Annotated in this window: 22 protein-coding genes and 1 riboswitch; of the genes, 12 read left to right on the top strand and 10 right to left on the bottom strand. The window is 59.8% G+C overall.

The features are described 5' to 3' along the window. Positions 1-351 precede the first annotated feature (351 nt). Positions 352-867 carry a YwhD family protein gene (locus O9H32_RS26130; RefSeq protein ID WP_269869070.1) on the bottom strand — a complete coding sequence of 172 codons (516 nt, stop codon included), beginning with the start codon at positions 865-867 and terminating at the stop codon, positions 352-354. 136 nt (positions 868-1,003) lie between these two features. Between O9H32_RS26130 and O9H32_RS26125 the strand changes: the two genes are divergently transcribed. The 6 genes from O9H32_RS26125 (at position 1,004) to O9H32_RS26100 (ending at position 7,454) form a co-directional block, all read left to right on the top strand. Then, positions 1,004-3,199, top strand: coding sequence for a M1 family metallopeptidase (locus tag O9H32_RS26125; protein WP_269869069.1), 2,196 nt, complete (start codon positions 1,004-1,006; stop codon positions 3,197-3,199). A gap of 16 nt (positions 3,200-3,215) precedes the next feature. Beyond that, complete coding sequence (locus O9H32_RS26120; protein WP_269869068.1) at positions 3,216-4,037, top strand: hypothetical protein; 822 nt, start codon at positions 3,216-3,218, stop codon at positions 4,035-4,037. 349 nt (positions 4,038-4,386) lie between these two features. Continuing rightward, a riboswitch (cyclic di-AMP (ydaO/yuaA leader) is annotated at positions 4,387-4,522 on the top strand. 4 nt (positions 4,523-4,526) lie between these two features. Beyond that, the gene (locus O9H32_RS26115; RefSeq protein ID WP_269869067.1) at positions 4,527-4,997 is read left to right on the top strand and encodes a C40 family peptidase; all 471 of its coding nucleotides are present in this window, start codon (positions 4,527-4,529) and stop codon (positions 4,995-4,997) included. Between the two features lie 151 nt (positions 4,998-5,148). Further along, entirely contained in the window at positions 5,149-6,543 is a 1,395-nt protein-coding gene (locus O9H32_RS26110; RefSeq protein ID WP_269869066.1) for a cryptochrome/photolyase family protein, read from the top strand. Positions 6,544-6,765: 222 nt separating this feature from the next. Next, positions 6,766-6,978 (top strand): PspC domain-containing protein, encoded by a 213-nt coding sequence (locus O9H32_RS26105; protein WP_269869065.1) that lies wholly within the window; start codon positions 6,766-6,768, stop codon positions 6,976-6,978. A gap of 146 nt (positions 6,979-7,124) precedes the next feature. Beyond that, positions 7,125-7,454 carry an antibiotic biosynthesis monooxygenase gene (locus O9H32_RS26100; RefSeq protein ID WP_269869064.1) on the top strand — a complete coding sequence of 110 codons (330 nt, stop codon included), beginning with the start codon at positions 7,125-7,127 and terminating at the stop codon, positions 7,452-7,454. A 209-nt stretch (positions 7,455-7,663) separates the two neighbouring features. On the opposite strand, the gene O9H32_RS26095 is transcribed toward O9H32_RS26100, so the two are convergent. Both O9H32_RS26095 and O9H32_RS26090 read right to left on the bottom strand, forming a co-directional pair. Then, the gene (locus tag O9H32_RS26095; RefSeq protein WP_269869063.1) at positions 7,664-8,077 is read right to left on the bottom strand and encodes a VOC family protein; all 414 of its coding nucleotides are present in this window, start codon (positions 8,075-8,077) and stop codon (positions 7,664-7,666) included. A 148-nt stretch (positions 8,078-8,225) separates the two neighbouring features. Then, positions 8,226-9,062, bottom strand: a complete 837-nt coding sequence (locus tag O9H32_RS26090) for a sulfurtransferase (RefSeq protein ID WP_269869062.1) — start codon at positions 9,060-9,062, stop codon at positions 8,226-8,228. A 211-nt stretch (positions 9,063-9,273) separates the two neighbouring features. Here O9H32_RS26090 and O9H32_RS26085 point away from each other — a divergent pair, with 211 nt between their 5' ends. From O9H32_RS26085 to O9H32_RS26075, 3 genes are all read left to right on the top strand, one after another. Then, positions 9,274-9,720: a GNAT family N-acetyltransferase gene (locus tag O9H32_RS26085; protein WP_269869095.1), complete on the top strand. Its 447-nt coding sequence runs from the start codon at positions 9,274-9,276 to the stop codon at positions 9,718-9,720. A 78-nt stretch (positions 9,721-9,798) separates the two neighbouring features. Then, the gene (locus O9H32_RS26080) at positions 9,799-10,422 is read left to right on the top strand and encodes a nucleotidyltransferase family protein (protein WP_269869061.1); all 624 of its coding nucleotides are present in this window, start codon (positions 9,799-9,801) and stop codon (positions 10,420-10,422) included. A gap of 183 nt (positions 10,423-10,605) precedes the next feature. Continuing rightward, on the top strand, positions 10,606-12,096 hold the full coding sequence (locus tag O9H32_RS26075; protein WP_269869060.1) for a methyl-accepting chemotaxis protein: 1,491 nt from the start codon (positions 10,606-10,608) through the stop codon (positions 12,094-12,096). 249 nt (positions 12,097-12,345) lie between these two features. Here O9H32_RS26075 and O9H32_RS26070 read toward each other — a convergent pair whose 3' ends face one another. Next, complete coding sequence (locus O9H32_RS26070; protein WP_269869059.1) at positions 12,346-12,678, bottom strand: 4a-hydroxytetrahydrobiopterin dehydratase; 333 nt, start codon at positions 12,676-12,678, stop codon at positions 12,346-12,348. Between the two features lie 13 nt (positions 12,679-12,691). Beyond that, a complete protein-coding gene (locus O9H32_RS26065) occupies positions 12,692-12,985 on the bottom strand; it encodes a hypothetical protein (protein WP_269869058.1) in 294 nt (97 codons plus the stop codon). A gap of 242 nt (positions 12,986-13,227) precedes the next feature. On the opposite strand from O9H32_RS26065, the gene O9H32_RS26060 reads away from it, so the two are divergent. From O9H32_RS26060 to O9H32_RS26050, 3 genes are all read left to right on the top strand, one after another. Then, positions 13,228-14,832 (top strand): hypothetical protein, encoded by a 1,605-nt coding sequence (locus O9H32_RS26060; RefSeq protein ID WP_269869057.1) that lies wholly within the window; start codon positions 13,228-13,230, stop codon positions 14,830-14,832. Further along, a complete protein-coding gene (locus tag O9H32_RS26055) occupies positions 14,820-17,789 on the top strand; it encodes a DEAD/DEAH box helicase (protein WP_269869056.1) in 2,970 nt (989 codons plus the stop codon). The genes O9H32_RS26060 and O9H32_RS26055 overlap by 13 nt, the downstream gene beginning before the upstream one ends. 213 nt (positions 17,790-18,002) lie before the next feature. Next, positions 18,003-20,921, top strand: coding sequence for an ATP-binding protein (locus tag O9H32_RS26050; protein ID WP_269869055.1), 2,919 nt, complete (start codon positions 18,003-18,005; stop codon positions 20,919-20,921). A 126-nt stretch (positions 20,922-21,047) separates the two neighbouring features. On the opposite strand, the gene O9H32_RS26045 is transcribed toward O9H32_RS26050, so the two are convergent. The 5 genes from O9H32_RS26045 to O9H32_RS32800 form a co-directional block, all read right to left on the bottom strand. Then, positions 21,048-21,245 carry a hypothetical protein gene (locus tag O9H32_RS26045; RefSeq protein WP_269869094.1) on the bottom strand — a complete coding sequence of 66 codons (198 nt, stop codon included), beginning with the start codon at positions 21,243-21,245 and terminating at the stop codon, positions 21,048-21,050. A gap of 159 nt (positions 21,246-21,404) precedes the next feature. Further along, the gene (locus O9H32_RS26040) at positions 21,405-22,280 is read right to left on the bottom strand and encodes a transglutaminase family protein (RefSeq protein WP_269869054.1); all 876 of its coding nucleotides are present in this window, start codon (positions 22,278-22,280) and stop codon (positions 21,405-21,407) included. After that, positions 22,277-23,227: an alpha-E domain-containing protein gene (locus O9H32_RS26035; protein ID WP_269869053.1), complete on the bottom strand. Its 951-nt coding sequence runs from the start codon at positions 23,225-23,227 to the stop codon at positions 22,277-22,279. Before O9H32_RS26035 ends, O9H32_RS26040 begins: the two co-directional genes overlap by 4 nt. Positions 23,228-23,282: 55 nt before the next feature. After that, complete coding sequence (locus O9H32_RS26030; protein ID WP_269869052.1) at positions 23,283-24,749, bottom strand: circularly permuted type 2 ATP-grasp protein; 1,467 nt, start codon at positions 24,747-24,749, stop codon at positions 23,283-23,285. Between the two features lie 313 nt (positions 24,750-25,062). Then, positions 25,063-25,929 (bottom strand): SRPBCC family protein, encoded by an 867-nt coding sequence (locus O9H32_RS32800; RefSeq protein WP_319946955.1) that lies wholly within the window; start codon positions 25,927-25,929, stop codon positions 25,063-25,065.

Below are 25,929 nucleotides of genomic sequence, written 5' to 3'. Positions count from 1 at the left end.
TTTCGCGGTAATCGCCAGCGGCCCCTTTGCCGTCCCCTATACCTACGAATCCCTGACGATTCTTCCAGTAAATAGGTTGCAGCGCCTCCGGTCCGCTTCGTGAAGAAGAACGTGGAGAGCGCATCCACTAAGCCTCACGGCACGAGATAAACGGCTTCGCCGTCCTTTCAGGACGATGCGCATTTATGAGATAGATAAGATTACGGGATCGATCCCTGGCGAGTTAAAAAAACACAAAAAGGCAGACCCTAAGGGCCTGCCTTCCTGCTGTCCTAGTATATGGTGCATATACTAGGGACTAGTATACCTTGTTACAGGGGGTGACACAAGACCGTCACATAATCGACAAAATTAGGATAATGCTTCCTTCAGAGCCGCTTCCGACCGCTCCCACATGCCCGGATCCCACTCGGCCAGGAAGGTGCGGAGCTTGGCTTTCTCGGCTTCTCCGAGATTATCGACCATGACCCGGCGCTTCAGCGCATAGTCCATCCGGTTGACGTGGTCGGCGAGGATTTTCCAGCCTCTGCGCGCTTCCGTATCCACCGTCATAGCGCAGGAAGTCACGCCCGCATAGTACTTGCCGTCTTCCTTGAAATCCACGGCCACCCACACGATCCAGCACGGACGCCCATTCGGAACCTCATCCGCGTTGACCGTGAACTTGATGCCCTTCTCGATCTTGCTCTTGGCATGCAGCGTCCCGTCGTCGAGATACACCTCATCCCCATCGATGATGACCCCCGACAGCTGGCTGAGATCGATCGAGCCTTGACCGTAACCGCGGTGCTTCGTTTCCTTGGGTGAAATGATATTCAGCGCAGGCAGCTTCTTCTCCTTCTCCTGCCCGTTCCCGTTGTTCTCCATGAGGCACCCACCTTCCATCTACTTTTTCTTATCATACTGCAAAAGCCTGTTCTTCACAATTTTGGCGCCCGAGAAATAATCCCCTGTCCACCTACATATACATGCTGTAGATGCTTGTCAACGGGGTGAAAATGAGATGAAAAACCGACTGCATACCTCCATCACATCATGGGGCGCCATTCTGATCGCAGCCTGCGGCGCCGCGCTGCTGACCCATACCCTGCTGCTCGCAGAAGAATCTGCAAAGGACAAGCGGCAGGCCGCCTGGGCGGTAGCGGCAGACACCGGCGCAGGGCTGCCGATGCTCAGACCCGCGTCCACACACCACGTCGCCGCCGCGCCGGCTTGGCCGCTGGCCCGGGGCCCGGCGGACGGCTCCTCCACGGGCCTCTTCCTGCCCTCCGGCAGCGGGGAAGCCCTCCCGGCTTCTGCCCGCGTCGCTCCGGCCGGCGAACAGCCTGCGGTGCCGCCGTCGTCTCCCGCCCCGCCGAGCCTGCCGGCGAAGCCGGCGGAGAAGCCCGCTCCGAAGCCGCTGTCCGGCCGCGTCGTGGAATACCACCTGAACGCGGAGTACGACGCCACGGGCAAGATGATCACCGGCACCTCCTCCCTCACCTGGACCAACCCGGGCAGCGTTCCGGTGTCCGAGCTGTATTTTCACCTCTACCCGAACGCGTTCGAATCCAAGAAATCGACGTTCATGCGGGAATCGGGAGGAAAACTGCGCAGCGACGTCTCCAAAGACGGCAGTGTCGGAAGCATGACGGTCTCCTCTATCAAGATGCTGGACGGTACGGAGGCCGAGCTCAGCGGGGCTGCCGAGTACGTGCAGCCGGACGACGGCAACAAGGACGACCGGACCCTGCTGCGGGTGCCTCTGCCCAAAGCGGTGGAGCCCGGCGCCAAAGTCACACTGCGCACCGACTTCTCGGTGAAGCTGCCGCAGGTCTTCGCGCGGATGGGATATGCCGGCGACTTCGTCATGGCGGGCCAGTGGTTCCCGAAGCTCGCCGTGTATGAGCCCGAGGGAACAAGAAGCCGCACGGACGAGGGCTGGAACCTGCACCAGTATCACGGCAACTCGGAGTTCTACGCCGACTTCGGCATCTTTGATGTGAAGCTCAAGCTGCCTGCGAATTATAAGGTCGCAGCCACGGGGTTCCCGACCAAGACGGCGGTGGACGACGGACCGAACAAAATCCACACCTTCTACGCGGATGACGTGCATGATTTTGCCTGGTCGGCTTCGCCCGACTTCATCTACTACGAAGAGCCGTATGCCACGCCGCATCTCCCGGGTGTGCGTATCAAGCTCTATCTCGACCCGAAGCACGAGCATCTCAAAGCACGGTACATGACCGCCGCCAAAAAAGCGCTGGCCCGCTATTCGGAATGGTACGGCACCTACCCGTACTCCACCCTCTCGGTCGTCGTCCCTCCGGAGGACGGCAACGGCGCCGGCGGCATGGAATACCCGACCCTCGTCACCGCCTGGGGGGCTGCCGAGGAGAATCCGAGCCTGGAGCTCGAGCGGGTGGTCGTGCACGAGATTGGACACCAGTTCTTCTACGGTATGGTCGCGAGCAACGAATTCGAAGAAGCTTGGCTGGATGAAGGCTTCACTTCCTATATTGAAGACCGGCTGATGGAATCGGAGTATGGCGTGCGGCCGAACCTCCTAGTCGAGTCCAGCTATATCACAAGCCCCGAAGCGCTCAAGAAGAACTCCTGGAGCTACGAGGGCCACGGCCATTATGCGGAGAACGTCTATACCCGGGCCAAGCTCGTCTTGACAGCGATGGAGCGGCAGGCAGGTCCGGAGACGATGAACAAGATTATGCGCACCTACTTCCAGCGCTGGAAATTCAAGCATCCGACGACCTCCGACTTCCAACTGACGGCGGAAGACGTCACGAAGAAGAGCTGGCAGAGCTTCTTCGACCAATACGTGTATGGCGGTTCCATGGTGGATTATGCCGTTGCCTCCATCGATACACGCAAACGGAGCGAGAACGGCCAGACCTACTATGAGAACAGCATTCTCCTCCGGCGTCAGGGAGGTTCGGTACAGGGCGTTCCCGTCCGCTTCCACTTCACGGACGGTACCCAGCTCGACAAAACGTGGGAGGGGGCCGAAAGCGAGGTGCTCATCAAGCTCAATCACGCTTCGCCGCTGGACTGGGTCGCCATCGATCCGCAGTACTCGATCGTACTCGAGAACAAACGGATCAATTCGTTCATGAAAACCGAAGTCGATCCACAGCTGTCCGTCCGCTGGAACCTCAGCGTGCTCAAAATTCTGGAGGTCCTCTCCGGCTGGCTTGCATGGTAAAGGAGGAACATCGAAGATGAATGCTTTGGGAAGCCGCATCGCTCAAGGTTGGGCCATAGCCTGGAAGCAGCCTTTTGCCGTCATTGCCCTCTTCACCTACCACCTGGCCTGGGGCGTACTGCTCTACAAGCTGATCCAGTCGGTCGTGCTGCCGCTCCTTCACCGTTACCCCGGCGGAGAGCTCTCCCGGGAAGCCGTCCAGCTCTTCTGGATCGAAGGCCAGTTCCAGCTCATGAAGACCGATCTCCTCCAGCCCTATCTCTGGTGGGCGCTCGGGCTGCTCGCCCTGCGGATGGTGCTGCACCCCGTGCTGAATGCCGGGGTCCTCTATTCGCTGCACAATCAAGACCTGAATGCGGGCTACCGGTTCGTGGAAGGGGTCCGCCGGCTCAGTATCCCGTTCTTCTCGCTGTATGCACTGCAGCTGCTGCTCACGCTCGCCCCTCTGTACTGGCTGCTGCCTTATGCAGCCGGACAGTATACGAAACACGCATCGTACCTGTCCTACGGGAAGTCGCTGCTCCCGTCGCTGGCTTTCTTCATCATCTGGCTCTTCCTCCTGCAGCTCCTGTTCCTGTTCCTGCAGATAGCGAAGACGGCCGGACGCTCTACCCTCTACGCCTTGATCTTCGTCGTCCGCCACCTGCCGGCCATCGTTGCCGCAGGAACAGCCGTAGCCGTCCTGACCCTGCTGTGCTCGGCGGCCGTGATGGCTTCGAGCTTCCTGTGGGCCGGCTTCCTCGCTCTCATCGGCTATCAGGCGTACCGGCTGCTTCAGATGTTCTTCAAGGTGTGGGCCATCGGAACCCAGTATGCCCTGTGGCTCGAGAAAGCCTGACTTCCTCTCTGCCAAAGGGTCCCAAGGCAAGCCTGTCCGCTCCAAATACCGGCGACCAACGCCGCCTGCCATCCAGTTTGATGGCAGGCGGCTTTTTTTGTGCGGTAACGGCTGCTGCGAGCAAGACTGGCTCACGCGGACAGCCCCCTCTTTAGATTCGACAAGTCCATGTGAAGATGCCGTAAATAACCGTAGAAAACAACCTTCCAGGAAATATATGTATGCGCTTGCAATCCTTATTGCACCTATAAACAAAAGGTTTCACTCTAAACGGCGATAATGTGACAAATTTGTGTCTCAAGCAGGAGAAACTCGAACTTACTCGAATATAGTTACTCGGTAATAAAAAAAGAATATTTTGCCGAATTTCTGTCTCAGAAAACGGGGGATCCAATTTTGGGTGAATTGATCTCGCTTCAGAGTGATCATAGGGAACCTTCAACCGAACCCTTCAGCTAACCTCGTAGGCACTTGGAAGGGGAAACTTCTTTGAAAAAGCAGCTTGTTGGACTCACACTTGCATTATCCCTGTTCTGCGGCATTTCCGCCGGTAGCGCTTACGCGGAATCCTCATTAAGCGCAGCGGTCAACGATGGTTTGGGTGCGCCGTACAAATGGTCCGGCACCACCAAAAGCGGATTCGACTGCTCCGGTTATACGTCTTGGGTATTCTCCAAGTTCGGCGTCGACCTGCCTCACACCTCCAAAGGCCAAGCGGAGCTCGGCAATTGGGTGGACCAGAACAACCTCCGTGCCGGCGATCTCGTGTTCTTCAACACCGACGGCAAAGGAATCTCCCACGTTGGCGTGTATGTCGGTGAAGGCAACTTCTACCACTCCGCCACGAATCAAGGCGTTACGATCACGAAACTCAGTGACGGCTATTACGCCAAAAGGTACGTTACCGCCCGTCGTGTCCTCTCTGATGCTTCTTACGAGCAGCTCATGGCCGACAAGTAACATCTCCTGCGACGTAACCCATCCTTACTTATTTAATCGAAAGCCTTTTGGGCCTCCTCCCCGTTCACGGGCAGGACAAGCCTGGAAGGCTTTCTGTCTTTGTTCTGCCGGGAATAAGCCTAAGACCTACGAAAGGAGCTGCACCTCCCCGATGATCTTGTTCCTGCACCGTAAGGACCTGCGCACGGACGACCTGCCTGCTTATGACTATATCGCTGAGAGCGGGAGCGGGTCCCCGAGCCTGCACGTGCTCGTGCTCGACCCGTTCCTGCTCCGCAAAGGCCGCCACCTCGAGCACAGCGGCCGCAACTTCCTGGCGCATGCCGCCCGGCTGCAGTCCCTGTACGACGCGGCGGGACAGCACCTGCATGTGCTCTACGGCGAGCCGGCCGGCGTGACGGCCGCGCTGCTCGAGGCGCACGGTGTGCGGGAGCTCGTGTTCCACGAGGACTACACGCCGTACGCCGTGACCCGCGACCGCTCCCTGCGGGAGACGGCGGCAGCCCGGGGCGTCCGTGTGACCGGGCTGGCCGAACAGACGCTCGCGGACCTGCGGGACTTCCAGCACAGCGCCGGGCGCAGCGAGCCGTACAAGGTGTACACCCCGTACTACCGCCGCTGGCGCGAGTACCTGAGAGAGCACTTCCGCCCCGCTTCCACGAGAGGCCTCGGCGGACTGCGGACGCTCCCGCTGGCCGAAGGCGTCGCCAGCCGCTTCCCGCTGCCGGAGGAGCTCGCACAGGCCTTGGCGGACTCCCGGGCACGGCCCGCGGCGGAAGAGCCCGAAGCCGCGCTCGAGGACTTCCTCGGCGAACGGCTCGCCGGCTACGCGGAGGGGCGGGAGCGGTTCGCCCGCGAGGAGACCAGCCGGCTCTCGCGGCACCTGAATACGGGCGCCCTCTCGATCCGCCGCGTGTACGAGCAGCTGCTCGAGTGCGGTACCGAGGCGGAGCCTTGGCTGCGCCAGCTCGCCTGGCGGGACTTCTATCTCTACCAGTCCCGGCTCGATCCCCTCTTCTACCGCTACGAGAAGGAGTATGATCTGACAGAGCTGCCGACAGACGGCTTCCACGCCTGGGCAGAGGCCCGGACCGGCATCCCGATCATCGATGCGGCCATGACGGAGCTGAACGCGACGGGCTGGATGCCGAACCGGCTGCGGATGATCACCGCCATGTTCCTGACGAAGAACCTGCTCTGCCCCTTCCCTTACGGGGAGCGGTACTTCCGCAGCAAGCTGGCGGATTACGACAATGCGCTCAACCGCGGCGGCTGGCTGTGGAGCGCTTCGCTCGGCTATGATGCCGCGCCGTACTTCCGCGTGATGAATCCCGTGACCCAGTCGCAGACGTATGACCCGGGCGGCAGTTATATCCGGCGGTGGCTGCCGGAGCTGGCGGGGCTCTCCGACAAGGAGATTCACCTGCCCCGGCCTGACGCGGTCGTGGATCTCAAAGCGTCGCGCGCCCTGTCGATCGACGTCTACAAGGGCATATTGGCTCGGCGCGCCGATGCCGGAGCCGAGAGAGGGAATCCGGCTAGGTAACCAGGGCCAGCAGGAAGCAGTCTTCCGGGCGCAGCCTTGCGCGCCTTCCTATAAGGGGCAGGCAGGCGGTAGATCGCGCTGCTGGGCCGCAGACCGTGCGGGGCGCTGGACTAAGGTCCAGCTGGAATCCCATCGCGGGTCCGTTTTGCCGGAACAGAGGGAGCGTTACAATAAGCGTATAACAAAACAACACATTCCTCTATCCGAAAGGTGGACTTTATCATGAGACGATGGTACCGTTCCGTATCCGATAAAAAAATCACAGGCCTGTGCGGCGGACTGGCGCAGTACATGGGCATCGATGCTACACTGCTCCGGCTGCTGGTCGTCGTTCTGACGTTCGTTTCGAGCGGCAGTCTGATTCTCTTCTACTTCCTGGCTGCCCTGATGGTTCCCAAAGAGCCCTTCTCCGGGTCGACGTTCCCGTCCGCTTAATCCGTAGCCTCTCCCTTCCTGGGGAGAGGTTTTCATTTTCAATTTCTCCCTTCTACCTTTTGACAATGATAATCTTTATCAATTAGAATGAAAGTATATTCCTTCTCATCCTAATTTACGGATTTCTGCCACAGGAGGCCCTCTACATGTTAATCCAAACCCGGACCATCGTCGTCCAAAAAGGCTATGCCGATGCCGTAGTCGAACGTTTCAGCAGCAAAGGCGCTGTCGATGAAATGGAAGGCCTGCTCGATGTAAGCGTCATGGTCAACCGTTCGAAGAAAGAAGATACGGAAGAAGTCGTCGCGATGATCCGCTGGGCATCCGTCGATGCGTGGAAGAACTGGGAGAAGAGCGACGCGCACATTCAAGGGCACAAAGAGAACCGCGGCAAGACGCCCCCGGAGTATGTCGTCAGTTCCAACGTCAACATGTATGAAGTGAAGACGGTCCGCGAAGGCACGTACGGGAAATAAGAAATGTACGCGCTCGGCGGCGGAAAAAGGCAGACTCCCTTGCCCTGCCGAAAAAAGAGTACAATCCGCATCCGGATTGTACTCTTTTTTGGCGCCCGCAGGATATTATTCCTGTTCTAGGAGGGAACGGATTAAAGAAAGGAAGAGTTCTTGATCCGGACCAGCATCTTGGCAGTCACTACCTCCCATCCGCATCCTTCGTCGCCTGTTTATTCTTCTTTCTCGGCAATCGGGTTGATCGCAAAGAGTGAATGAATGTTCCCGTCAGGGTCCGCAAAAAATCCTGTTGTATGTCCCCAGGACATGGATTTCGGCTCCGTAACCGACACAGCTCCCTTCGAAACCATTTCATGATAAATCGTGTGGACTGCTTCCGGCGATTCACATTGAAAATTAAGTTCGAAGGCCTGCCCTTTGCGTTCTTCGATAAAGGAATAATGCCCGTTCGTATTATCCGCCATGAGCGACTTGGAACAAATTGCCAATCGAATACCGTCATTTACAAATTCAGCATAATGACTTTCCTCCACAACGGCAGCCAATCCAAGCACCTCCCGATAAAAACGGGCCAACCGGGACACATCATCCGACAATACCGTAATCCCTTCCCACTGCACTCTCATCCTTGCAGCTCTCCTCCTTCATCATCGTATCCGGCTTCTCCGCCCTCTTTCGAGAATAACAGGAATAGGTGTCAGTGTATGTCACCTTTCCGTGCTGTAATTGAGAAAAAAAGCCCTTAAGCCCGTGTCTAACGCAGCTGCTCAGCCCTTATTCTTCCCCCGTCGCCACAGGGTTCTCCCCGTACGAGATCCAGTCGCTCCAGCTCCCGGCGTACAGCTTCACGTTCTTCAGACCAGCTTCGCTCAGTGCCAGCACATTCGGGCAGGCCGTCACACCCGAGCCGCAGTAGACGACGATCTCTTCGGCCCCCGCCAGGTCCGCGAACCGCTCCCCCTGCAGCTCGGGAGACTTCCAGCCGCCCTCCGCTGTCAGGCTGTCTTTCCAGAAATAATTGACCGCCCCGGGGATGTGGCCGGCAGCCTTGTCGATCGGCTCCTCGATCCCGAGGTAGCGACGTTCCTCCCGCGAGTCGATCAACACCGTACCCGGTCGGCCGATCCTCGCCTTCACGCCTTCCATGTCCACGAGCAGCTCGCTGCGTATCCGCGGCGTGAATTCCGCGGGATGGACAGCCGGAGGCTCGTCGGTGACGGGATACCCCGCTTCCTTCCAACGGGAGTAGCCGCCGTCCAGAATGCATACCCGGTCGTGCCCCAGATAGGTGAGCAGCCACCAGAGTCTGGAGGCCATCGCCCCACCCTGGTCATCATAGGCGATAACCACCGAGCCGGAGTGGATGCCGATCTCGCCGAATTTGCGCGAAAGCGCCTCCACGTCCGGTAGCGGATGGCGTCCTCCATGATCCGTTACAGGGGCCGACAAGTCTGCCTCCAAATCCAGGTAATGCGCTCCGGGAATATGATCCCGCTCGTAAGCCGACCGGCCCGAGTGGGGCTGCCCCAAGGCGAACCGGCAGTCCACTAAGATCATCCGGTCGTCTGTGCCGTGCTCGAATAACCATTCTCCGCTAACTACATGCTTCATATGCCACACGCTTCCTTTCATGGATGGATATGCTGTATAGTACCCAGTATACACCCGGAGAGACCGGCTAGGAAACAGCAGATACGGACCCGGCAGGACCCGGTTCCCCCGGGCACTCGGAATCGGCCGTTCTTCGAGGAGGCGACAAACGCAAGTGTCAACCATCCCCACCCGGTTTCATCTAGGTACGCTCACCGAAGAGCACGGCCGGATGATCTGTAGATGGGCTTATCCGCCCCCTTATGAGATTTATAATTGGAAGTCCTGGGAGCAGCTGCTCGAAGGCGGCGAAGAATTCGCCGACCCCGGTATCCGCGAGAGCCAGTACCGCAGCGTGCTGGACGAGCAGGGAGAGCTGGCGGGCTTCGCCCAGCTGTTCCCAATCACAGGCGTCACCCGGCTCGGGCTCGGGCTGCGGCCCGACCTGTGCGGCGCCGGGCTCGGAGCGGCCTTCGTGGAGGCCATCGCACAGGAAGCCCTGCGGCTGAATCCCGGCAACGAGATCGATCTCGAGGTACTGACCTCGAATACACGCGCCATCCGGACGTATCACCGGGCGGGCTTCCGCATCACGGACACCTACAAGCGGATGACGCCGAGAGGACCTGACCAATTCCACTGCATGGTCTGGTCGGGGAAGGCCTCTTCCCAGCCGTGACCGCCCGGCCCTCTTGGTATGCCGCCTACCTATTGAAGTAGAAGCCACCCCCATTCCAATCCGAAGGAGGCCGTTACCATGCCCCATGCCGCAGATGATCCCGGACTTGCCAAGCTGCCTCCCCGGCACCTGCGGGCGCTGCGCACGATCGCCGGAGCGCTGGACGGCGCAGACATCGCCTGGGGCCTCGGCGGCTCCGCCCTGCTGTATGTCCGGGGGCTGACGGCCCGCTTACCGAACGATATCGACCTGCTCTTGGACGAGAACGAGGCCCCGCAGGCCTTCGAGAGGCTAGCAGCCTTGGGACCGGCCGAGCTGCAGGGGCTCAAGGAGCCCTACTGCTCGCTGCACTTCCGCCGCTTCACGCTGGAGGGGTGCGGCGCAGACCTCATCGCCGGCTTCGGCATCCGTCACGAAGAGGGGGTGTACCGCTTGCCGTGGAGCCCGTCAGCCGCATCCCCCCGGCTGCCGCTGCACGGCACCCCGGACGGCATCCCGCTGACGCCCCTCGAAGACTGGTATGTGCTGTATTTGCTCCTCCCGGGCCGGGCGGACAAGGCCCAGCTCATCGAAGACGGCTGGAAGGACGGGGTCCCTCTCCGGAGCGGCCTCCTGCGCGAAGCATTGGACCGGCCGCTGCCGGCCGCTGTATGCCTTCGTATTCTCGCCGTGCTGAAGAAGGCGGGGGAGCCGGGAGCGTAAACCCTTCTTTTGCCTACAACTCCCCTCTTCCTCCCCCTTCATATAACTGGAACGCCGGACGATATATACCCTAACCGAAGACATGCCTTGTCATCAGGCGTGTCTTCTTTATTCCGACGGTCCCGGATCCACTGTTCCGGATCCACTGTTCCGGATCAATGAAGCGAAGGAGGGCCTTCCCCCATGAATTCAGTACACCATTCCCCGCCGCCAACAGTTACCGCCCATGAGCAATTTGCTTCCAAACTGCTTGTCGGCACCTTGATCGCTCTCCTGCTCTCCTGTCTACCGATTTATACCGTTCTATGGCTCGCCGGCATCGTCACGGGTCCGACGACCCTCGCATTCATGGCTTCCGTCGGCCTTCTGGTCTCGCTGCTGCCTTGGCTCCTGAAGAAGTACGGGCCCCGTCCCGAAGGGAAGACGGTCCTGACGGCGTACATGTTTTTCGTGGGATTCACGATTCTCTGGTTCATCCCGGCGGCCGTATCCTGGACCGCCCTGCTGATCTATAGCGCGCTGTCTCTCGTGTACCTCCATACGAGAACCTCCGTGATCGGGACGATCCTCGCTCTCTCCATTGTCATCATTCACACCCTCTTCAACCCTTACGTCGGCGAGCAGCCCATATTCGACAAAGTGGTGATGTTCGTAGTGACCCTGATGGTAGGCTTCGCCGGCGCCTCCGTGTGCATGATGGGCAAAAGAATGGTAGCGGAGCTGCGCGGGCAGCAGGAAAGCATGGCCGAACTGATGCGTGATGTGCAGTCTTCCGTCCAAGGGCTCGACGCCTTCGGCCAGCAGCTGAAGGAGAATGCGGTCGAAACCGACCGGATCGGCCGCGAGCTTGCGGCAAGCTTCGGCGAGATCGCCCAAGGGATCGAATCCCAGGCGTCCAGCGTAGCTGACATCAATTCGTCGATTCAGGACTCGGGGGCTTTCATCGCCTCCATCGGCGCGTCGACGGCAGACATGATGCGCATGTCCGAACGGACGGCAGCCGTCACCGGCGCAGGCAACGAGCATATCGCCAGCTTGCAGAGCGATGTATCCCGGGTCGGCGGGATGATCGACACGACGTACGATTCCATGGAAGCCCTGCGGGTGCAGAGCGAACAGATCTCTACGGTGCTCCAGTCCATCCAGGCCATTGCGCGGCAGACGAGTCTGCTTGCTCTCAACGCGGGAATCGAAGCGGCGCGGGCCGGGGAGCATGGCAGAGGATTCGCCGTCGTCGCCCAGGAGATCCGCAAACTGTCGGCCGGTGCGGAAGAGTCCACGGCTCAGATCACCGATATTCTCACGCGGATCCAGGAGCAGACCCGGGTCGTATCCCGGCATATTCTTCAGGGCAAAGAGGCGATCGGCACCATCCGGTCGTCCGGCGACGAAGCGGGCAGCCTCTTCGCCCAGGTGCTTCAGGAAGCCGCCTCCGTATCGGAACGTTCCGCTTCCATCGCTTCCATGCTGCAGCAGCTCGAGGAGCGCTCGAAACAGACGGAGCAGGAAGTCGGCACGGTATCTGCGGTAACGGAACAGTCCAGCGCTTCGTTCGAGGAGATCAACGCGAGCCTCGACGAGCAGAGCGCCCGGACCGGCCGCATTGCGGCGAGCCTCGGGGAGCTCGAAGAGCTTACAAGGCAGCTCAGCTCGAAGTTTACGGACCAGGGCTAAGTCTTCCGCCGGTTAGGACGGAGTTGCGTTCCCGCCAAGGGAGAACGGCCGAACTGGAGCACCTGCCGCGGCAGATATCGCACAAAGAAAGCAAATCCGTTCGGAGAGCAGGCTCGTCTGCTGCCCGATAGCCCAAAGAAGGGGAGACCGCATTCCGCGGTCCCCCCTTCTTTGGCATTATGGTGTGCGCTCCACACTTCCCGTCCGTCTCCCCTGCGTCTATCTGCAGGCTGACTATGGCTGTATGGTTCATTGCTCCGTCGCACCGCCTGCAGGCGCCTTCTCCCACGGACGGTAGGCTTCATCGAACCGGGCCGCCGCGGTGAAGTCCAGCAGCGTTAGCCCGCCGGCATGCCAGGAGGTCAGCCGCAGCGTAACCAGCTTGTAGTCGACCGCGATGAGCGGATGATGATCCAGCGCCTCGGCCGCCTCCGCCACCCCGTTCACAAACGCGATGCTGTCCTTGAACGCCCCAAAGCGGTATTTGCGCACGATCCAGCGGTGCTCCTGCAGTACCCAAGCCGAACTTCTCTCCGCCAGGAGCGCTCCCGCCTCTTCCTCCGTCAGCCTGCCGCGGCCCATGGCTGCGCCTCCTTTATACGAGATGAATCACCCTCGTAAGCGCTTCCCCATGATCGATGCGGATCAGGTGGCGCTTCGGGTCATGGGTCACCGTGCAGCCGCCGACGCTCATCGGCGATTCGGTGCCGAGCCCATAGAACAGATCGTCCGCCAGCGTCTTCATGCACTCCTTCTGCTCCACGCTGTCCATGACGTTCCAGTCGTCCGCGGACATCTCCAGAAACTCGTGGCAGCCGTCGATCCCTTGCAGCGCATCGGTGAAATCGCTGATGATATCGCTGTATTCCCTGCCGAACTTGATGCCCATGGACACGCCTCCTCTGATCTTTCTTGATCCTTTTGCCTCATTGTACCCTCAAAGCTTATAGCCTGCAACCGTTCCACCCTGCGGGAGGTAAACGGATTCATTCTGCCGCCTGTCCTGCCATCAGCCTGCTCCCTCCTCCGGCCCGCTCTTCAAAAAATCGGGCGAATCCGGGGATTCGCTGCGCATTCTCATGCAAAATCTGGTACACTATAAGGATAGACAAAAAGGGCGGAGGGCGAAACATGCTCAAGCTGCAGATTCCAAAAAATCGAATCAAAGCGCTGGCCAGGCATCTGCGCGACCAGTTCGAATTGGACCGGCTCGAGCGCGGCTGGGAGCTGTTCCATAAGGGGCTGGCCCAGGATGTGGAACTGAAGAACGGACTGGAAGTACATGCCTTGGTCCGCGATACGAAACCTGCCGAGGTCATTCTGAACCTCGAGACGATACCGAAGAGCGAGTGCAGCTGTTCCCACGGCGAGCACTGCGAGCATCAGGCTGCCCTCGTATTCGCGCTGTTCGTGCCGCACGGGCGGCCCGAGCTGCTCCTGGCCCAGTTGAAGCAGGCCATTCTGGTGAAGAACCGGCAGACTCAATCCCGCCAGGGAAGCACGCGTACGGCGGAGAAGAAGCAGGAGCAGCGGCTCGAACCGCCGGTTCCGGGCCAGAGCCCGGGGCTGTGGCAGCGGTTCTTCGACCAGCAGTTCTACGGCTTCTCCCTCAACCAGCAGAGCTCCATAGAACAGTTCTACGGTGCCGTCAAGGAGAAGCTCGGCGGCCACGCGGAAGGGTGGTCTTCTCCGCAGAAGGAGCTCTACGCGCTGCAGCTGCTTTTGTTCGTCATGCGTAAGATCGAGCAGTTCTATCAGGAGACGAAGACTTCCTATCTCTCCTATTATATTGAGACCGGCTGCCGGACCGTAGGACGGCAGTGCCATGACGAGCTGTTGAAGCTCGTGCCGAAGATCGACATGGACGCGCTCGCGCGCAAGCACTCCGCACAGTGGAAGGAGACGCTTGCGATGATCTCGGATGCCGCCCTCTCCGGCAAGGAGTCGCCGCTGTCCTGGTCGACCGTATACCGCAGCATCTGGTGGCGGATGCCCGAAGACGGGCCTTGGATGGCCGAGGAACGGGCCAGGCTCGCGGCGCTGCTTGGCGCCCCCGACTTGATGCCGCGTCGCAGAGACGCGCTGATCATGGCCGAAGCGCACTTCCATGTCGTCGAAGGCGATGACGAGAAAGCGCGCCAGCGGATGGAGCGGCTCGGCAAGCGGGAGGCCAAGGACTTCTTCCTCTACCTGCACCGCTGTTACGAAGAAGAAGCCTGGGACCGTATGCTCGCTTGGCTGCGGTGGCTGCTGCCGGCCGTTCAGCGGGCGCAGCAGGAGGAGCTCCGGCAGTTCTGCCATTATTGGATGGAGGCCGTGCAGCGCCAGGAGAGCGATGCCGAATGGATCGACGTCATGGCGGCTCTGCTGCCGCGCACGTATCCCTTCTATACGGCCTACCTTCTGAAGGCGCACCGCTACAAAGCATGGATCGACCTGCAGATGGCCAGCCGCGTCTCGCCGCTCAGCCTCTACCCGGTCGATCTGCAGACCGTCGAGCGGGAGGATCCGTCGCTCGTACTCCCGCTCTACCATCAAGCCGTGGAACGGGCGATCGCAGAGAAGAACCGCACCGCGTATGCCACGGCCACCAAGCTGCTGAAAATGCTTCACTCGTTCTATACAGGACTGGACCGTCTTCCCGAATGGGAGGAATACATCTACCGCCTCTCGGTCAAATATTCGCGCCTGCGCGCGCTGCAGGAGGAGTTGAAACAAGGCCAATGGATTCCGTAACCGATACTTCCGCCATCCAAGTGAACGTGCGCTGGGCTCCGCAGGGCGGCTTCTTCCTCTGGGGAGCCCGGACGGGCGGGGGCATCTGCGACCCGTACGAACTCCGGGATTGGCTCTTCGCCTGGCATGCACCTTCTTTCTATGGCACCTTCATCGAGACAACGGAGTCGCTCAATATTGAAGGACTGCTGCTTCCCGCGCTCGACGCGCTGGATTATCTTACCGCGCCCGGCATCGTACAGCACCATCCGCTCACCCTTCACCGGGAGCTGCAGGAGCTGATCAAGCTGGCTCCTCATGTGAAGGAGGCCCTCACCGCCGGCCGGTTCATGCCCGACTTCGCCAAATGGAAGAACGGCGAACTGGGCTGGAAGCTCCAGCTGCCCGAAGCTGCCGCCGCTTGGGGAGCCTCCCCGGTAGCCGAAGCCTGGATGGACCGCCTCATCCCCGAATGGACGCGTGCCGACGGCGTCATGCGCCAGAGCCTCGAACAGCTGGAACGTGCCTTCCCGCTTCTCTCGCGAGGCCAGGCGACGGGCGACATCTGGATGGATGAGGAAGACTGGCTCGTCTCCATCGGCTGGCAGTCGGACGGTACACCGTTCCGCACCTGCCTGCGGCTGGAAGAGCCGGCCGAACAGGGCGCCCTCTGGCCGCTGCACGTCATCCTGCAGGACCGCAGCGACAAGGAGATCCAATACGCCGTGCCTCCCGCCGCGGCAGCGCAGTGGGCAGCCCCTTCTGACGATGCCGCGGTCTCCGGGGAGCCGGCCGATCCCGCCGCCGGGGTATCCGATCTGCCCGGCGCCGATGCGCTGCCAGCGGCATGGCGTCCGCATCTCGGCAGGGCGGCCCGCGATGCCGCCAAATGGCGTCGCATGCTGCCTTGGCTGGCGGAAGGCGAGGAGCGCCTGCGGGACGCCCTCCCGCAGAGCGAAGCGTGGGAACTGCTCTCCAAAGGCAGCCTACGGCTCATGGAGGCCGGTTATTCCGTCATCCTGCCCGCCTGGTGGGAGCGGATCCGCAAGTGGAAGCCGCGCCTGAAGGCGAAGATCAAGTCCTCGGTGGGCACGGGCCCGCAGGCCATGTTCGGGCTCAATCAGCTGCTGCAGTTCGATTGGAAGATCGCCCTCGGCGATATCGAACTGACCGAAGCGGAATTCCGCGAGCTCCTCGAGCAGAATAAGCGGCTCGTGCAGATCCGCGGCCAGTGGGTGCAGCTGGATCCCGCCCACCTCGCCCAGCTGCAGACCGTGATGAGCCAGGTAGAGAAGAAGCAGGGACTCTCGTTCCGCGATGTGCTCGAGCTGCATCTGCTCGGCTCCAGCGAAGGAGAGGAAGACCTCGACTTCCACCGGACCTTGAAGATGGAAGTCGAGCTCAGCGACCAGCTCGAAGAGCTGGTCGGGCTGCTGAACCATGCCCAGCGGCCCCCGCTGACCGAGCCTCCGGACAGCTTCCGCGGCACGCTGCGGCCTTATCAGATCGAGGGCATCTCCTGGCTCGTGTTCCTGCGGCAGTGCGGCCTCGGCGGCTGCCTCGCCGACGACATGGGTCTCGGGAAGACGATCCAGATGATCACCTACCTGCTCCATCTGCGCGAAGAGGGCTTGATCGCCTCGAACCAGGGAACGGATGGCACGCCGGTGCCTCACGCCCCTTCCCTGCTCATCTGCCCGACCTCGGTGCTCGGCAACTGGCAGAAGGAGCTGCAGCGCTTCGCTCCCGACCTGCGGGTGAAGCTGCATTACGGCCCGGTGCGGGCCAAGGGCGAACGCTTCACGGAGAGCCTGCGGGAGTGCGACCTCCTGCTGACGACCTACACCTTATCGCATCTCGACGAGGCTGAGCTCTCCACCACCGAGTGGGAGTCGATCTGTCTCGACGAGGCGCAGAATATCAAGAACGCCTATACGAAGCAGGCACAGTCGATCCGCAAGCTGAACGGGCGGCACCGCATCGCTCTGACGGGTACGCCGATCGAGAACCGGCTCACGGAGCTGTGGTCGATCTTCGACTTCCTGAATCCCGGGTACCTCGGCACCCTCAGGGACTTCTCCCACCGCTATGTCAGTGCCATCGAGCGGACGCAGGACGCCGAGCTGATCGGCAAGGTCCAGCGGCTCATCCGGCCGTTCCTGCTGCGCCGCGTGAAGAAAGACCCGTCGATCCAGCTGGACCTGCCGGACAAGTACGAATACAAGACCTATGTCTCGCTGACGGCCGAACAGGCCACGCTCTACGAGAACTACATCCGGGATATGTTCGAGAAGCTCGATACGCTCTCGCCGATGGAGCGCCGCGGGCTGATCCTCGCGGCCCTCACGAAGCTGAAGCAGATCTGCAACCATCCCTCCCTCCTGTCCAAAGACTCGGCGAGAGCGTCTTGGCAGGGGCGTTCGAACAAAGTGGAGCGGCTGCTGGAGATGGTCCAGGAGCTCCGGCAGGAAGGCGACAAATGCCTGATCTTCACCCAGTTCGTCGAGACCGGGCTTCTGCTGCAGCGGGTGCTCCAGGAAGACTTCGGACGCAAGGTGCCGTTCCTGCACGGAGGAAGTTCCAAGGCGGAGCGCGACCGGATGATCGAAGTCTTCCAAGGGGAAGCGCAGCAGGACCCTCCCGAAGAGGATTCGGGCATCTTCCTCCTCTCGCTCAAAGCCGGCGGGACCGGCCTGAACCTCACCGCTGCCAACCACGTCTTCCACTTTGACCGCTGGTGGAATCCTGCGGTGGAGAACCAGGCGACGGACCGGGCCTTCCGGATCGGCCAGACCCGGCAGGTGCAGGTGCACAAGTTCGTCACCCTCGGCACGCTGGAGGAACGCATCGACGAGATGATCGACAAGAAGCTCGGTCTCAGCCAGCAGATTGTCGGCACCGGAGAACAGTGGATCACCGAACTGTCGACCGACGATCTCAAGGATCTGTTCGCTCTGCGCAGCGAGTGGGTCGAGTGAGTCCCGCCGTGACCGATGCCGCCTTTTTTTTGCAAATTGCCGTCACAATTGCCCTGCTCCCTGACGATATAAGGGGTATCGATTTATGCCGTATTCCGGTCGGATGATCCCGTTACCTATGATGAGTTACCCGCAGCCCGGCAGGAGAACCGCCTGCCCGGCTCGAATCTACTACCGGGAGACTCTTCACACTTCGCCTAGGGTGGTTAGCCTATGAATAAATTCGCTTCCAAAATCCCCATGTACTATGTGGTTATCATCATCACGCTGCTCGTTATTGTCGGCGCTTCCAGCCTCATCGCCTCTTTCAATACGGAAGCGAAGCTGAACAAGGTCATCGACGATGTGTTGCCGCTGACCTCGCTCTCCGAAGAACTGCTCGCGGATCTCATTAATATGGAGACGGGGCTGCGGGGTTTTGAGGTCATGGGAGAAGAGAATTACCTCGAGACCCATTATGGGGGACTGGCGGATCTGCAGCTGGATCTGGAACGCATGCGCCAGTACGAGCAAATGTACCCCCGCGTCTCCTCCGTGATGGAAGCGGACGTGATGCCCCAAATCCGGCGGCTACAGGAGCATTACTCCTCGCAGATCAACTTGATCCGCACGGGACAAAGAGATGTAGCGCTGACGAGAATGTCGAACGGCAAATCGTTAATGGACCGCTACCGGCAGCTGCACGCCAAGCTCAGAACCGAGATCGACATCATCGCGGGCGAGGCCCATCAGTCCGCCCTGAGTGCAGGGAGCACCGCACGCATCATCATCACGGTCGGAAGCGCCATCGCCATCATCGTCGGACTCTATTCCGCCTTCATCTTCCACCGGGCCAACCGGGCTGAAGCGGCGCTGCGCAAGAGCGAAGAGACCTACCGCTTCATGGCCGAAAGCCTTGAGGTGCAGAACGAAGAAATCATTGCCCAGCAGGAAGAACAGGAAGCGACCCTCGAGAAGCTGTCCCTGCGGGAGCAGGAACTCGAAGCCATCTCCACCTACCAGGAGAAGCTGACGGGGGCGAAGAATATGGAAGCCTTCCTGGCCGCCTCCCTCCCGGCGCTGCTCGCCTCCCTGAAGCTCGAAGCCGGCATGCTCGTCATGAAAATGCCGGGGCAGGAACAAGGGGAAGACCCGCTCTATGAAGTGCTCTATGCCCTCGGGTACCCTTCCAGCGGCACGACTGTTCGTGAAAGCGAATTATACGGTCCGGCACGCCGGGTCATGACCGAGAAAGTGACCTTCGAGAGCACCCGGGAAGTCACGGAAAGCGAGCGCGGCCTCCATCATGGGATCGCTTATGCCGTCGACCGTTACTATGCCCTGCTCGACGAACGCAAGGAAGCGGTAGGCTTCCTGCTTCTGACCGGCTACCAGCGGACCTCCGATGAGCAGAAAGCCCGGTTGTCCAAGGGGCTGCTGCGCCAATTCGAGCTGGCCTTCCAGGTACAGCGGTTCAATGAAGACCGGCGCCGGCAGGCAATCCGGTTGGAACAGCTCAACGAGCAGCTCTTACAGGAGAAGCGGCTCATCGAGGAACAGAACAATCTCATCGGCAACATCCTGGAGTCGACCCACGAGTCCATGATGATGACCGATGCCTCCGGGAATATTCTGTTCGCCAATTCCAAGATGAATTTGGCTTCCCGCATCGGCGACAACATCGGCGACGTGTACCGGTATGCCGTCGAGCGGGTCCCTCAGCTCGGCCCCCTGTACGATATGATCCAGTCCCTGCTGCGCGGCGAGCGGGAGCAGCTCAACGAGCGGTTCCACTATCCGAACGGCGAGGATGGGCAGCTCCGGCACTTCGAACTGTACGCCAGCAAAGTCGAACAGAAGCAGTCCCGCGAAGTGCAAGGATTCTTATTCGTCTTCCGTGACCGCACGGAGGAAGAGAAGGTCGACGAGATGAAGAACGAATTCATCTCGATCGTGTCGCACGAACTGCGCACTCCGCTGGCCAGTGTACTCGGATTCATCGAAATTCTGCTGCACCGCCAGCTCTCCCAGGAGAAGCAGGAGCGGTACATGCAGACAATCTACAAGGAAGCCACCCGGCTGTCCACGCTGATCAACGATTTCCTGGACCTGCAGCGGATGGAAGCAGGCAAGCAGTCTTACCACCTTGTTCCCGTAGAGCTCGGAGGCATCGTCCGGGAAGTCACCGACCAGTGGAACAGCAAGCAAGGACAAGGTCACGACATTCTCCTGGAATCCTTCCCTCAGGAGATCTGGATCCGCGGGGATGTGGATCGTCTTAAGCAGATTATCCACAACCTGTTCAGCAATGCCGTCAAATATTCGCCTCAGGCCGACCGGGTGAATGTCAAGCTCTCGCTGCAGCAGGGAGAGGCCGTGCTGGAGGTTCAAGACTACGGCCTGGGCATTCCCGAAGACGCCAAAGATAAGCTCTTCAACAAATTTTACCGGGTCGACAACTCGGACCGCCGGCAGATTGGCGGGACGGGGCTCGGGCTCTCGATCGTCAAGGAAATCGCCGAGGCCCACGACGGCTCCATCACGTTCGAGTCGGCTATGGGCGAAGGAACGACCTTCTCCTTCCGGCTTCCCTCCATTCCGGTGGAGCTCTCGGAAGGCCGCATTCTGATTGTGGAAGATGACGATAACCTGGCCAAGCTGATCGGCGATGCCTTGGGCAGGCTCGAGCTCCCCGTCACCCATGTCCGTTCCGCGGAGGAAGCGATCCTGCTCCTGGACCGGAGCCAGGGGGAGGGCCCGAGCCTGTGCATCGTCGATATCCTGCTCGACGGCACGAAGAGCGGTTGGGACTTCCTGCTCGAGCTCTACCGCCATCCGCAGTATTACCGGACGCCCATCATCGTCTCGACGGCCCTGGATCAGCCGGAGGGCTACCGCGAGAAGGACCGCGAGAAGTTCCTCCGCAAGCCGTTCACCATGGAGAAGCTGCTGCAGGTAGCCGAGCAGCTGCTGACGCAAACGGACGGCCATCCTTCCTACGTCTTTATGGGACATGACGAGCTGGCCGTAGCCTCCAGCCTGGCGAAGAACGGCATCGAGATTCAAGAAATCACGCGCAAAGACGATCATATTGAGGTCGAGCCCCGGCCTGCCGGCTTCCTGCCGGATACGGACCGCCCCCGCTCTTCCTAGCCTACGGTCTCATTCCCATTTTGTTCACGACCAAAAAAAACCATCCGCCGCTCCATTCTGTAAGGTGAGCAGCGGATGGTTTTTGGTATTGTGCCTTAGGGCAGGTTTCTGCTGTCCACCTCATCTTCACGCCAGCCACCCGAGGCCATTCATAAGATAAACCGCCAGCCCGAGGCCCGCCACCATCAAGCACAAGGCCACCAGCGCCCCGATGTGCAGCACGTCTCCAAGCGTATCGCCGCCTTCCTCCCCGGCCGTGCGGGAGATCGTCCCGGCAAAGAGAAGATAGAACAGCAGCAAAGCCGAAAGAAAAACAACAACCATCACGATCGTTCACCATCCTTGGTAACGATTGTAACGCCTGCCGTCCCTTCGCGGCAGTACTAACTTTCCATAGTACCTCTCCGCCGAGCAGCAAAGCAAAAGCCGGACGCCGCTCCCGGCTGCCCCTGTCCTTGCCCATATTTCTACCGCATCGCCGCTCTACACTTCTTCCTCTCCAAGCCTGCGCACGTCGACGCTGACATCAAGCTTCTGACGGCCTGTCCCCCGGTAGACGCCCTTGACCGGCACGATGTCAGCGTAATCTCTGCCATGGCCAAGCTTAATATAACGCCAGCCCGCCTCGGCGTTATTGGTAGGGTCAAAACCGAGCCAGCCCGTACCGGGAATATGCACCTCGACCCACGCATGCGAAGCCTGCTCGAAATCCGCGCTGCCCCCGCTGAGATCCCCCACGAAGTGGTACCCGCTCACATACCGGGCAGGCAGGCCGCGGCTGCGGCAGATCGCGATCATCAGATGCGCGTAATCTTGGCATACCCCCCTCTTCAGCTTCAGCGTCTCCAGAGCCGTCGTATGCACGCTGGTCACGCTCGGATCGTAGGTAAGCTCGCTATGAATGGCCCGCGTCAGCCGCTTCACCCACGGGTACAGCCCCGCGTCCTCCAGCGGATAGCGGGCCGCATAGGCCCGCAGCTCCGCCGTCTCCTCCGTATATCCGGTCGGCAGCAGGTACTCGATATAACGGTTCTGGAACTCCTCTCCCGCAAGCAGCGCAAGCTGTTCATGGAGGGGCAGCTGCGGCAGACCTTCGCCCTGGTGCCGGTCCATCGTCGTCACGGTGGCCTTCACGTGAATGATCAGCTCCCGGTGCGGCTGATGCACAGAGAAGGAGTGAACCCGGTTGCCGAAATAATCTTCATAGGTGAACAGCGGCGTACCCGGCTCTACCCTGACCTCATGGTGGAAGCACGACTGGCGGTCATTGGTCCGGGGGGTCAGGCGGATTTCATTGACACTGTCCGTGACTTGATCTTCGTACGTATAGCGGGTCACATGGGAGATTTCGATCTTCATGCGGTTGCCTCCTCGATCCGAAAAAAGGTAGCCGCCATTCCCTTTCCGAGCCGTTGGACGCCGCTCATCAGATACTCCAGAAGGCGCTCCGACTCCTCCATCGACATCTCTTCGTCGAGGCAGGCCAGCTCCGCGCTGATTTTGGCAGCCTGACGAACGGCCTTCTCATGGGGGAGCTGCGCGTCCCGGTCATCCAGCTCAATCCCCGCCAAATGCTCCTCGAGCTTGGCGAAGGAGAAGCGGATCGAGCGCGGGAAGGCTTCGCATTCGACCAGGAAGCGGATGATATGCTCCGCAGAAACCGCATCGGCATAGTGGCGGCGGAACGACTGGTGCCCGCTGACCGACTTCAGCACGGCCTGCAGGTACGGATAAGGCGGTGCCCCCGCCCCCTCAATCGCCTGGATCACCGATTGGAGAATCCGCACCGTATTCTCCGCGCGCTCCAAGAACCGGCCGCTCTCGATGAAATGCCACTCGTTCTCCCGCAGCATCACTGACTGTTCCATGCCGAGAAACATCGCCGTGCGCTCCTTGATCCCTTTGTAGAACGGAAAAGGCGCCTCGCACAAAATATCCGCCACCTTCTTCTCGCCGAGCCACAAGTAGAACGAGTTCATCACTTCCCACAGCTCGCCCGGCAGCTTCTCCCGAAGCGTCCGGAGGTTCGTCCGCGCCCGGCTGACACAGGAGAACAGGGAGTTGACGTACCCCCGATCGAGCGTAATGAACGAGAGCACATCGCGTTCAGTGAAGGTACCAAACTGCTGCAGATAATCGGAGCGGGCGCCGAGCGCATCGATGAGACGGGCCCATTTGTGCTCCTCGTCCGCGAAGTCCCCTTCATGCTGGATGTGATAATGAACATCAATGAGCCGCGCGTGATTCTCCGCCCGTTCCATATACCGTCCTACCCAGAATAAAGCCTCCGCATTGCGATTCAGCATGCTGCAGTCACTCCTTTGCGTTGGACAAGATAGACGTCCGGCCAGAAGACCGTGATCAAGCCATGACCCAGGTGTCTTTGCAGCCGCCGCCTTGGGACGAATTGACGACGAGCGAGCCTTCGCGCATCGCCATCCGTGTCAGCCCGCCGGGGATGATATGCATCCCTTCTCCGGCCCCCATCAAGACGAACGCCCTCAGGTCGAGATGGCGCGGCGCCAGCTTCCCGTCCACAAGCACAGGAGCCCGCGACAGCTGCATCGCCGGCTGGGCAATATAGCGGGCCGGATCATCCTCAATCCGCCGGGCGAAGTCCGCTAGCTCCTGTTCGGAGGCCGCGGGGCCGATCAGCATCCCATATCCGCCGGAAAGCGAAGTCTCCTTCACCACCAGCTCCGTCAGGTGGGCAAGCACATACTCCCGTTCATCCGGCCGGGACAGCACATAGGTCGGCACATTCTTCAAGAGAGGCTCTTCGTTCAGATAATACCGGATCATGTTCGGCACATAGACATACATGGCCTTATCGTCCGCCACCCCCGTACCCGGCGCATTGGCAATCGCCAGATTGCCGGCGCGGTAGGCATTCATGATGCCGGCCACCCCCAGCATCGAGCCCGGATTGAAGGCCAGGGGATCGAGGAAGTCGTCGTCAATGCGGCGGTACAGCACATCCACCTGCTGCAGCCCCTTCATCCCGCGGATAAAAATTTTGTGGTCGATGGCGGCAAGATCCCTTCCTTCCACCAGATAGATTCCCATCTGCTGCGCCAGGAAGGCATGCTCGTAATAAGCGGAATTGTATTCTCCCGGAGTCAAGAGGGCGATCACCGGATCCGGCTTGCGGCCGGGCGCCAGGCTGCGCAGGACGGAGAGGAACTCGTTCAGGCTCTGTTCCACATCCCGCACGCGGCTGGCGAGAGTCAGTTCGGGGAAAAGCTGGTTCATGAGATTGCGGCCCTGGAACAGATACGAAAAGCCGGAAGGCGACCTGAGGTTATCTTCCAGCACATAATATTCACCATCCGAATGGCGTATGAGATCAATCCCCGAAGTCGTGATGTAAGCATCCCCGGGCACGCGAAGGCGCATCATCTCCGGACGGAAGTAACGGTTCGCCACCACCATCCGCCGGGGTACGATCCCGTCCCGGATGATGTGCTGGTCATGATAAATATCATGCAGGAACCGGTTCAGGGCATGCACCCGCTGCAGCAGTCCGGCCTCGATCCGGCTCCATTCGCCCGCGGGGATGACACGCGGAATCATATCGAAGGGAATCGTCCGCTCCAGGGGGTGGGCCTGTGCGGGATTGTAGAGGGTGAAGGTGATGCCTTCCTCCATCATGCGGCGGTCGATGGCCGCCTGCTTCAGCGCCCATTCGCCCGCGGTCATGGCGGCAAACCGGCGGTATACTCCATCGTAGTGCTCCCGGACGACCGGTCCGGTCTCTTCGGCGAACATCTCGTCGTAATATGTTTGAAGCGGGTAGGGCGAGAAAGACGAACATTCCTTCTTGGCCATCGAAGTTCCTCCCTACTCTACTATTTATGTTATATTAAATGACATATAATAGATATTTAGGGTACATAATCCGTCCTATAGCCCATATTATAGTATTTATCATATGCCCGCAGTGGTATTGTGTCAATATAATTAACACATGATTTGTCCGGCAGCAGGGATGTCCCTGAGCGGTTCCAGCCCTGCCGACAAAGTACACTCTTCCTCCGCCACAATACAAACAGCGGCAGCCAAGGGACGGGAACATCAGGCCCTGGGCTGCCGCCGGTTCATTAAGTTAAGGTTCATCAAATAAACGAAATGCCGTTGATTTCTAAATCCTATTTAATAGCGCAGCGAGCCTGTCTAAATTCTGTTCATTCGCTTCTTCACAAATCGGCTTGGCTTTTTTATAGTCTACTTCTGTTTCGAAAGTCTGCCGGAAAGTCATTTCCGTCCCACCGTCAGCGTCCTGGAAGGTAGAAGTCAGGGTAAAGCGATGTCCGGTCTCGTGTCGCAGCACAATCCGTTCCGGACCGATTTCATGAAAAACGTTGCGGCTTGGATAGTCTGTTCCGTCTGGACCATGCATCGTATGTTCCCAGACTCCTCCCGGCCTCAAATCGAACGTGTGAAATGTATTCGTGAAACCGTTAGGTCCCCACCACTGAGCAAGCAGTTCCGGTTCCGTCCAAGCCCGGTAGACCAAATCCCGAGGAGCATTAAGCTTACGACGGGATACCAGTTCGAAAGCTTCGGGATTACTTTCCCCAAGCGACTTGCCGAGAAGATCCAGCAATTCTTGGGTCCCCTGCTCACGCTGTTCCGGCGTGTCATGGCCGTCGAAGAACGTGGCCTGCTCTGTAAACACCAGTGTAGTACCATCGCTGGCCGGGAACAATTCAATGGTTGAGAGGGAGACGGAAATCCGGAGTTCTCCTTGGTCCAGACTGTAGGAGTACACCAGACGTTCATTAGGCACAATCTCCTGGTATTGAGCGTCAAATGTAAAGACAGGTCCGCCTGCAGGTCCGCCTTGACTAAACTCTCGCCCCCCTACGCGGAAATCGAATACCTCAGCAGGTTGATACCAGCGCGCTTTGGCGCTCCGGTCCGACCATGCCGCAAATACGCGTTCAGGTGCGGCGCGGTAATTGCGTTCAATTTGAAATGTGGTGTGAGTCGTAAATCGCGGTTTCAT

Source organism: Paenibacillus caseinilyticus (assembly GCF_027533645.1).
In the GTDB taxonomy this organism is placed as follows: domain Bacteria; phylum Bacillota; class Bacilli; order Paenibacillales; family NBRC-103111; genus Paenibacillus_G; species Paenibacillus_G caseinilyticus.
The sequence above is the reverse complement of the archived record's forward strand: the minus strand, read 5'-3'. Positions and strand labels throughout refer to the sequence as shown.

What these genes read in the sequence shown, in the direction of transcription:
- O9H32_RS26130 (WP_269869070.1), bottom strand. Translation starts at nt 867, where the DNA reads ATGGAGAACAACGGGAACGGGCAGGAGAAGGAGAAGAAGCTGCCTGCG.
- O9H32_RS26125 (WP_269869069.1), top strand. Translation starts at nt 1,004, where the DNA reads ATGAAAAACCGACTGCATACCTCCATCACATCATGGGGCGCCATTCTG.
- O9H32_RS26120 (WP_269869068.1), top strand. Translation starts at nt 3,216, where the DNA reads ATGAATGCTTTGGGAAGCCGCATCGCTCAAGGTTGGGCCATAGCCTGG.
- O9H32_RS26110 (WP_269869066.1), top strand. Translation starts at nt 5,149, where the DNA reads ATGATCTTGTTCCTGCACCGTAAGGACCTGCGCACGGACGACCTGCCT.
- O9H32_RS26105 (WP_269869065.1), top strand. Translation starts at nt 6,766, where the DNA reads ATGAGACGATGGTACCGTTCCGTATCCGATAAAAAAATCACAGGCCTG.
- O9H32_RS26100 (WP_269869064.1), top strand. Translation starts at nt 7,125, where the DNA reads ATGTTAATCCAAACCCGGACCATCGTCGTCCAAAAAGGCTATGCCGAT.
- O9H32_RS26095 (WP_269869063.1), bottom strand. Translation starts at nt 8,077, where the DNA reads ATGAGAGTGCAGTGGGAAGGGATTACGGTATTGTCGGATGATGTGTCC.
- O9H32_RS26090 (WP_269869062.1), bottom strand. Translation starts at nt 9,062, where the DNA reads ATGAAGCATGTAGTTAGCGGAGAATGGTTATTCGAGCACGGCACAGAC.
- O9H32_RS26085 (WP_269869095.1), top strand. Translation starts at nt 9,274, where the DNA reads ATGATCTGTAGATGGGCTTATCCGCCCCCTTATGAGATTTATAATTGG.
- O9H32_RS26080 (WP_269869061.1), top strand. Translation starts at nt 9,799, where the DNA reads ATGCCCCATGCCGCAGATGATCCCGGACTTGCCAAGCTGCCTCCCCGG.
- O9H32_RS26075 (WP_269869060.1), top strand. Translation starts at nt 10,606, where the DNA reads ATGAATTCAGTACACCATTCCCCGCCGCCAACAGTTACCGCCCATGAG.
- O9H32_RS26070 (WP_269869059.1), bottom strand. Translation starts at nt 12,678, where the DNA reads ATGGGCCGCGGCAGGCTGACGGAGGAAGAGGCGGGAGCGCTCCTGGCG.
- O9H32_RS26065 (WP_269869058.1), bottom strand. Translation starts at nt 12,985, where the DNA reads ATGGGCATCAAGTTCGGCAGGGAATACAGCGATATCATCAGCGATTTC.
- O9H32_RS26060 (WP_269869057.1), top strand. Translation starts at nt 13,228, where the DNA reads ATGCTCAAGCTGCAGATTCCAAAAAATCGAATCAAAGCGCTGGCCAGG.
- O9H32_RS26055 (WP_269869056.1), top strand. Translation starts at nt 14,820, where the DNA reads ATGGATTCCGTAACCGATACTTCCGCCATCCAAGTGAACGTGCGCTGG.
- O9H32_RS26050 (WP_269869055.1), top strand. Translation starts at nt 18,003, where the DNA reads ATGAATAAATTCGCTTCCAAAATCCCCATGTACTATGTGGTTATCATC.
- O9H32_RS26045 (WP_269869094.1), bottom strand. Translation starts at nt 21,245, where the DNA reads ATGGTTGTTGTTTTTCTTTCGGCTTTGCTGCTGTTCTATCTTCTCTTT.
- O9H32_RS26040 (WP_269869054.1), bottom strand. Translation starts at nt 22,280, where the DNA reads ATGAAGATCGAAATCTCCCATGTGACCCGCTATACGTACGAAGATCAA.
- O9H32_RS26035 (WP_269869053.1), bottom strand. Translation starts at nt 23,227, where the DNA reads ATGCTGAATCGCAATGCGGAGGCTTTATTCTGGGTAGGACGGTATATG.
- O9H32_RS26030 (WP_269869052.1), bottom strand. Translation starts at nt 24,749, where the DNA reads ATGGCCAAGAAGGAATGTTCGTCTTTCTCGCCCTACCCGCTTCAAACA.
- O9H32_RS32800 (WP_319946955.1), bottom strand. Translation starts at nt 25,929, where the DNA reads ATGAAACCGCGATTTACGACTCACACCACATTTCAAATTGAACGCAAT.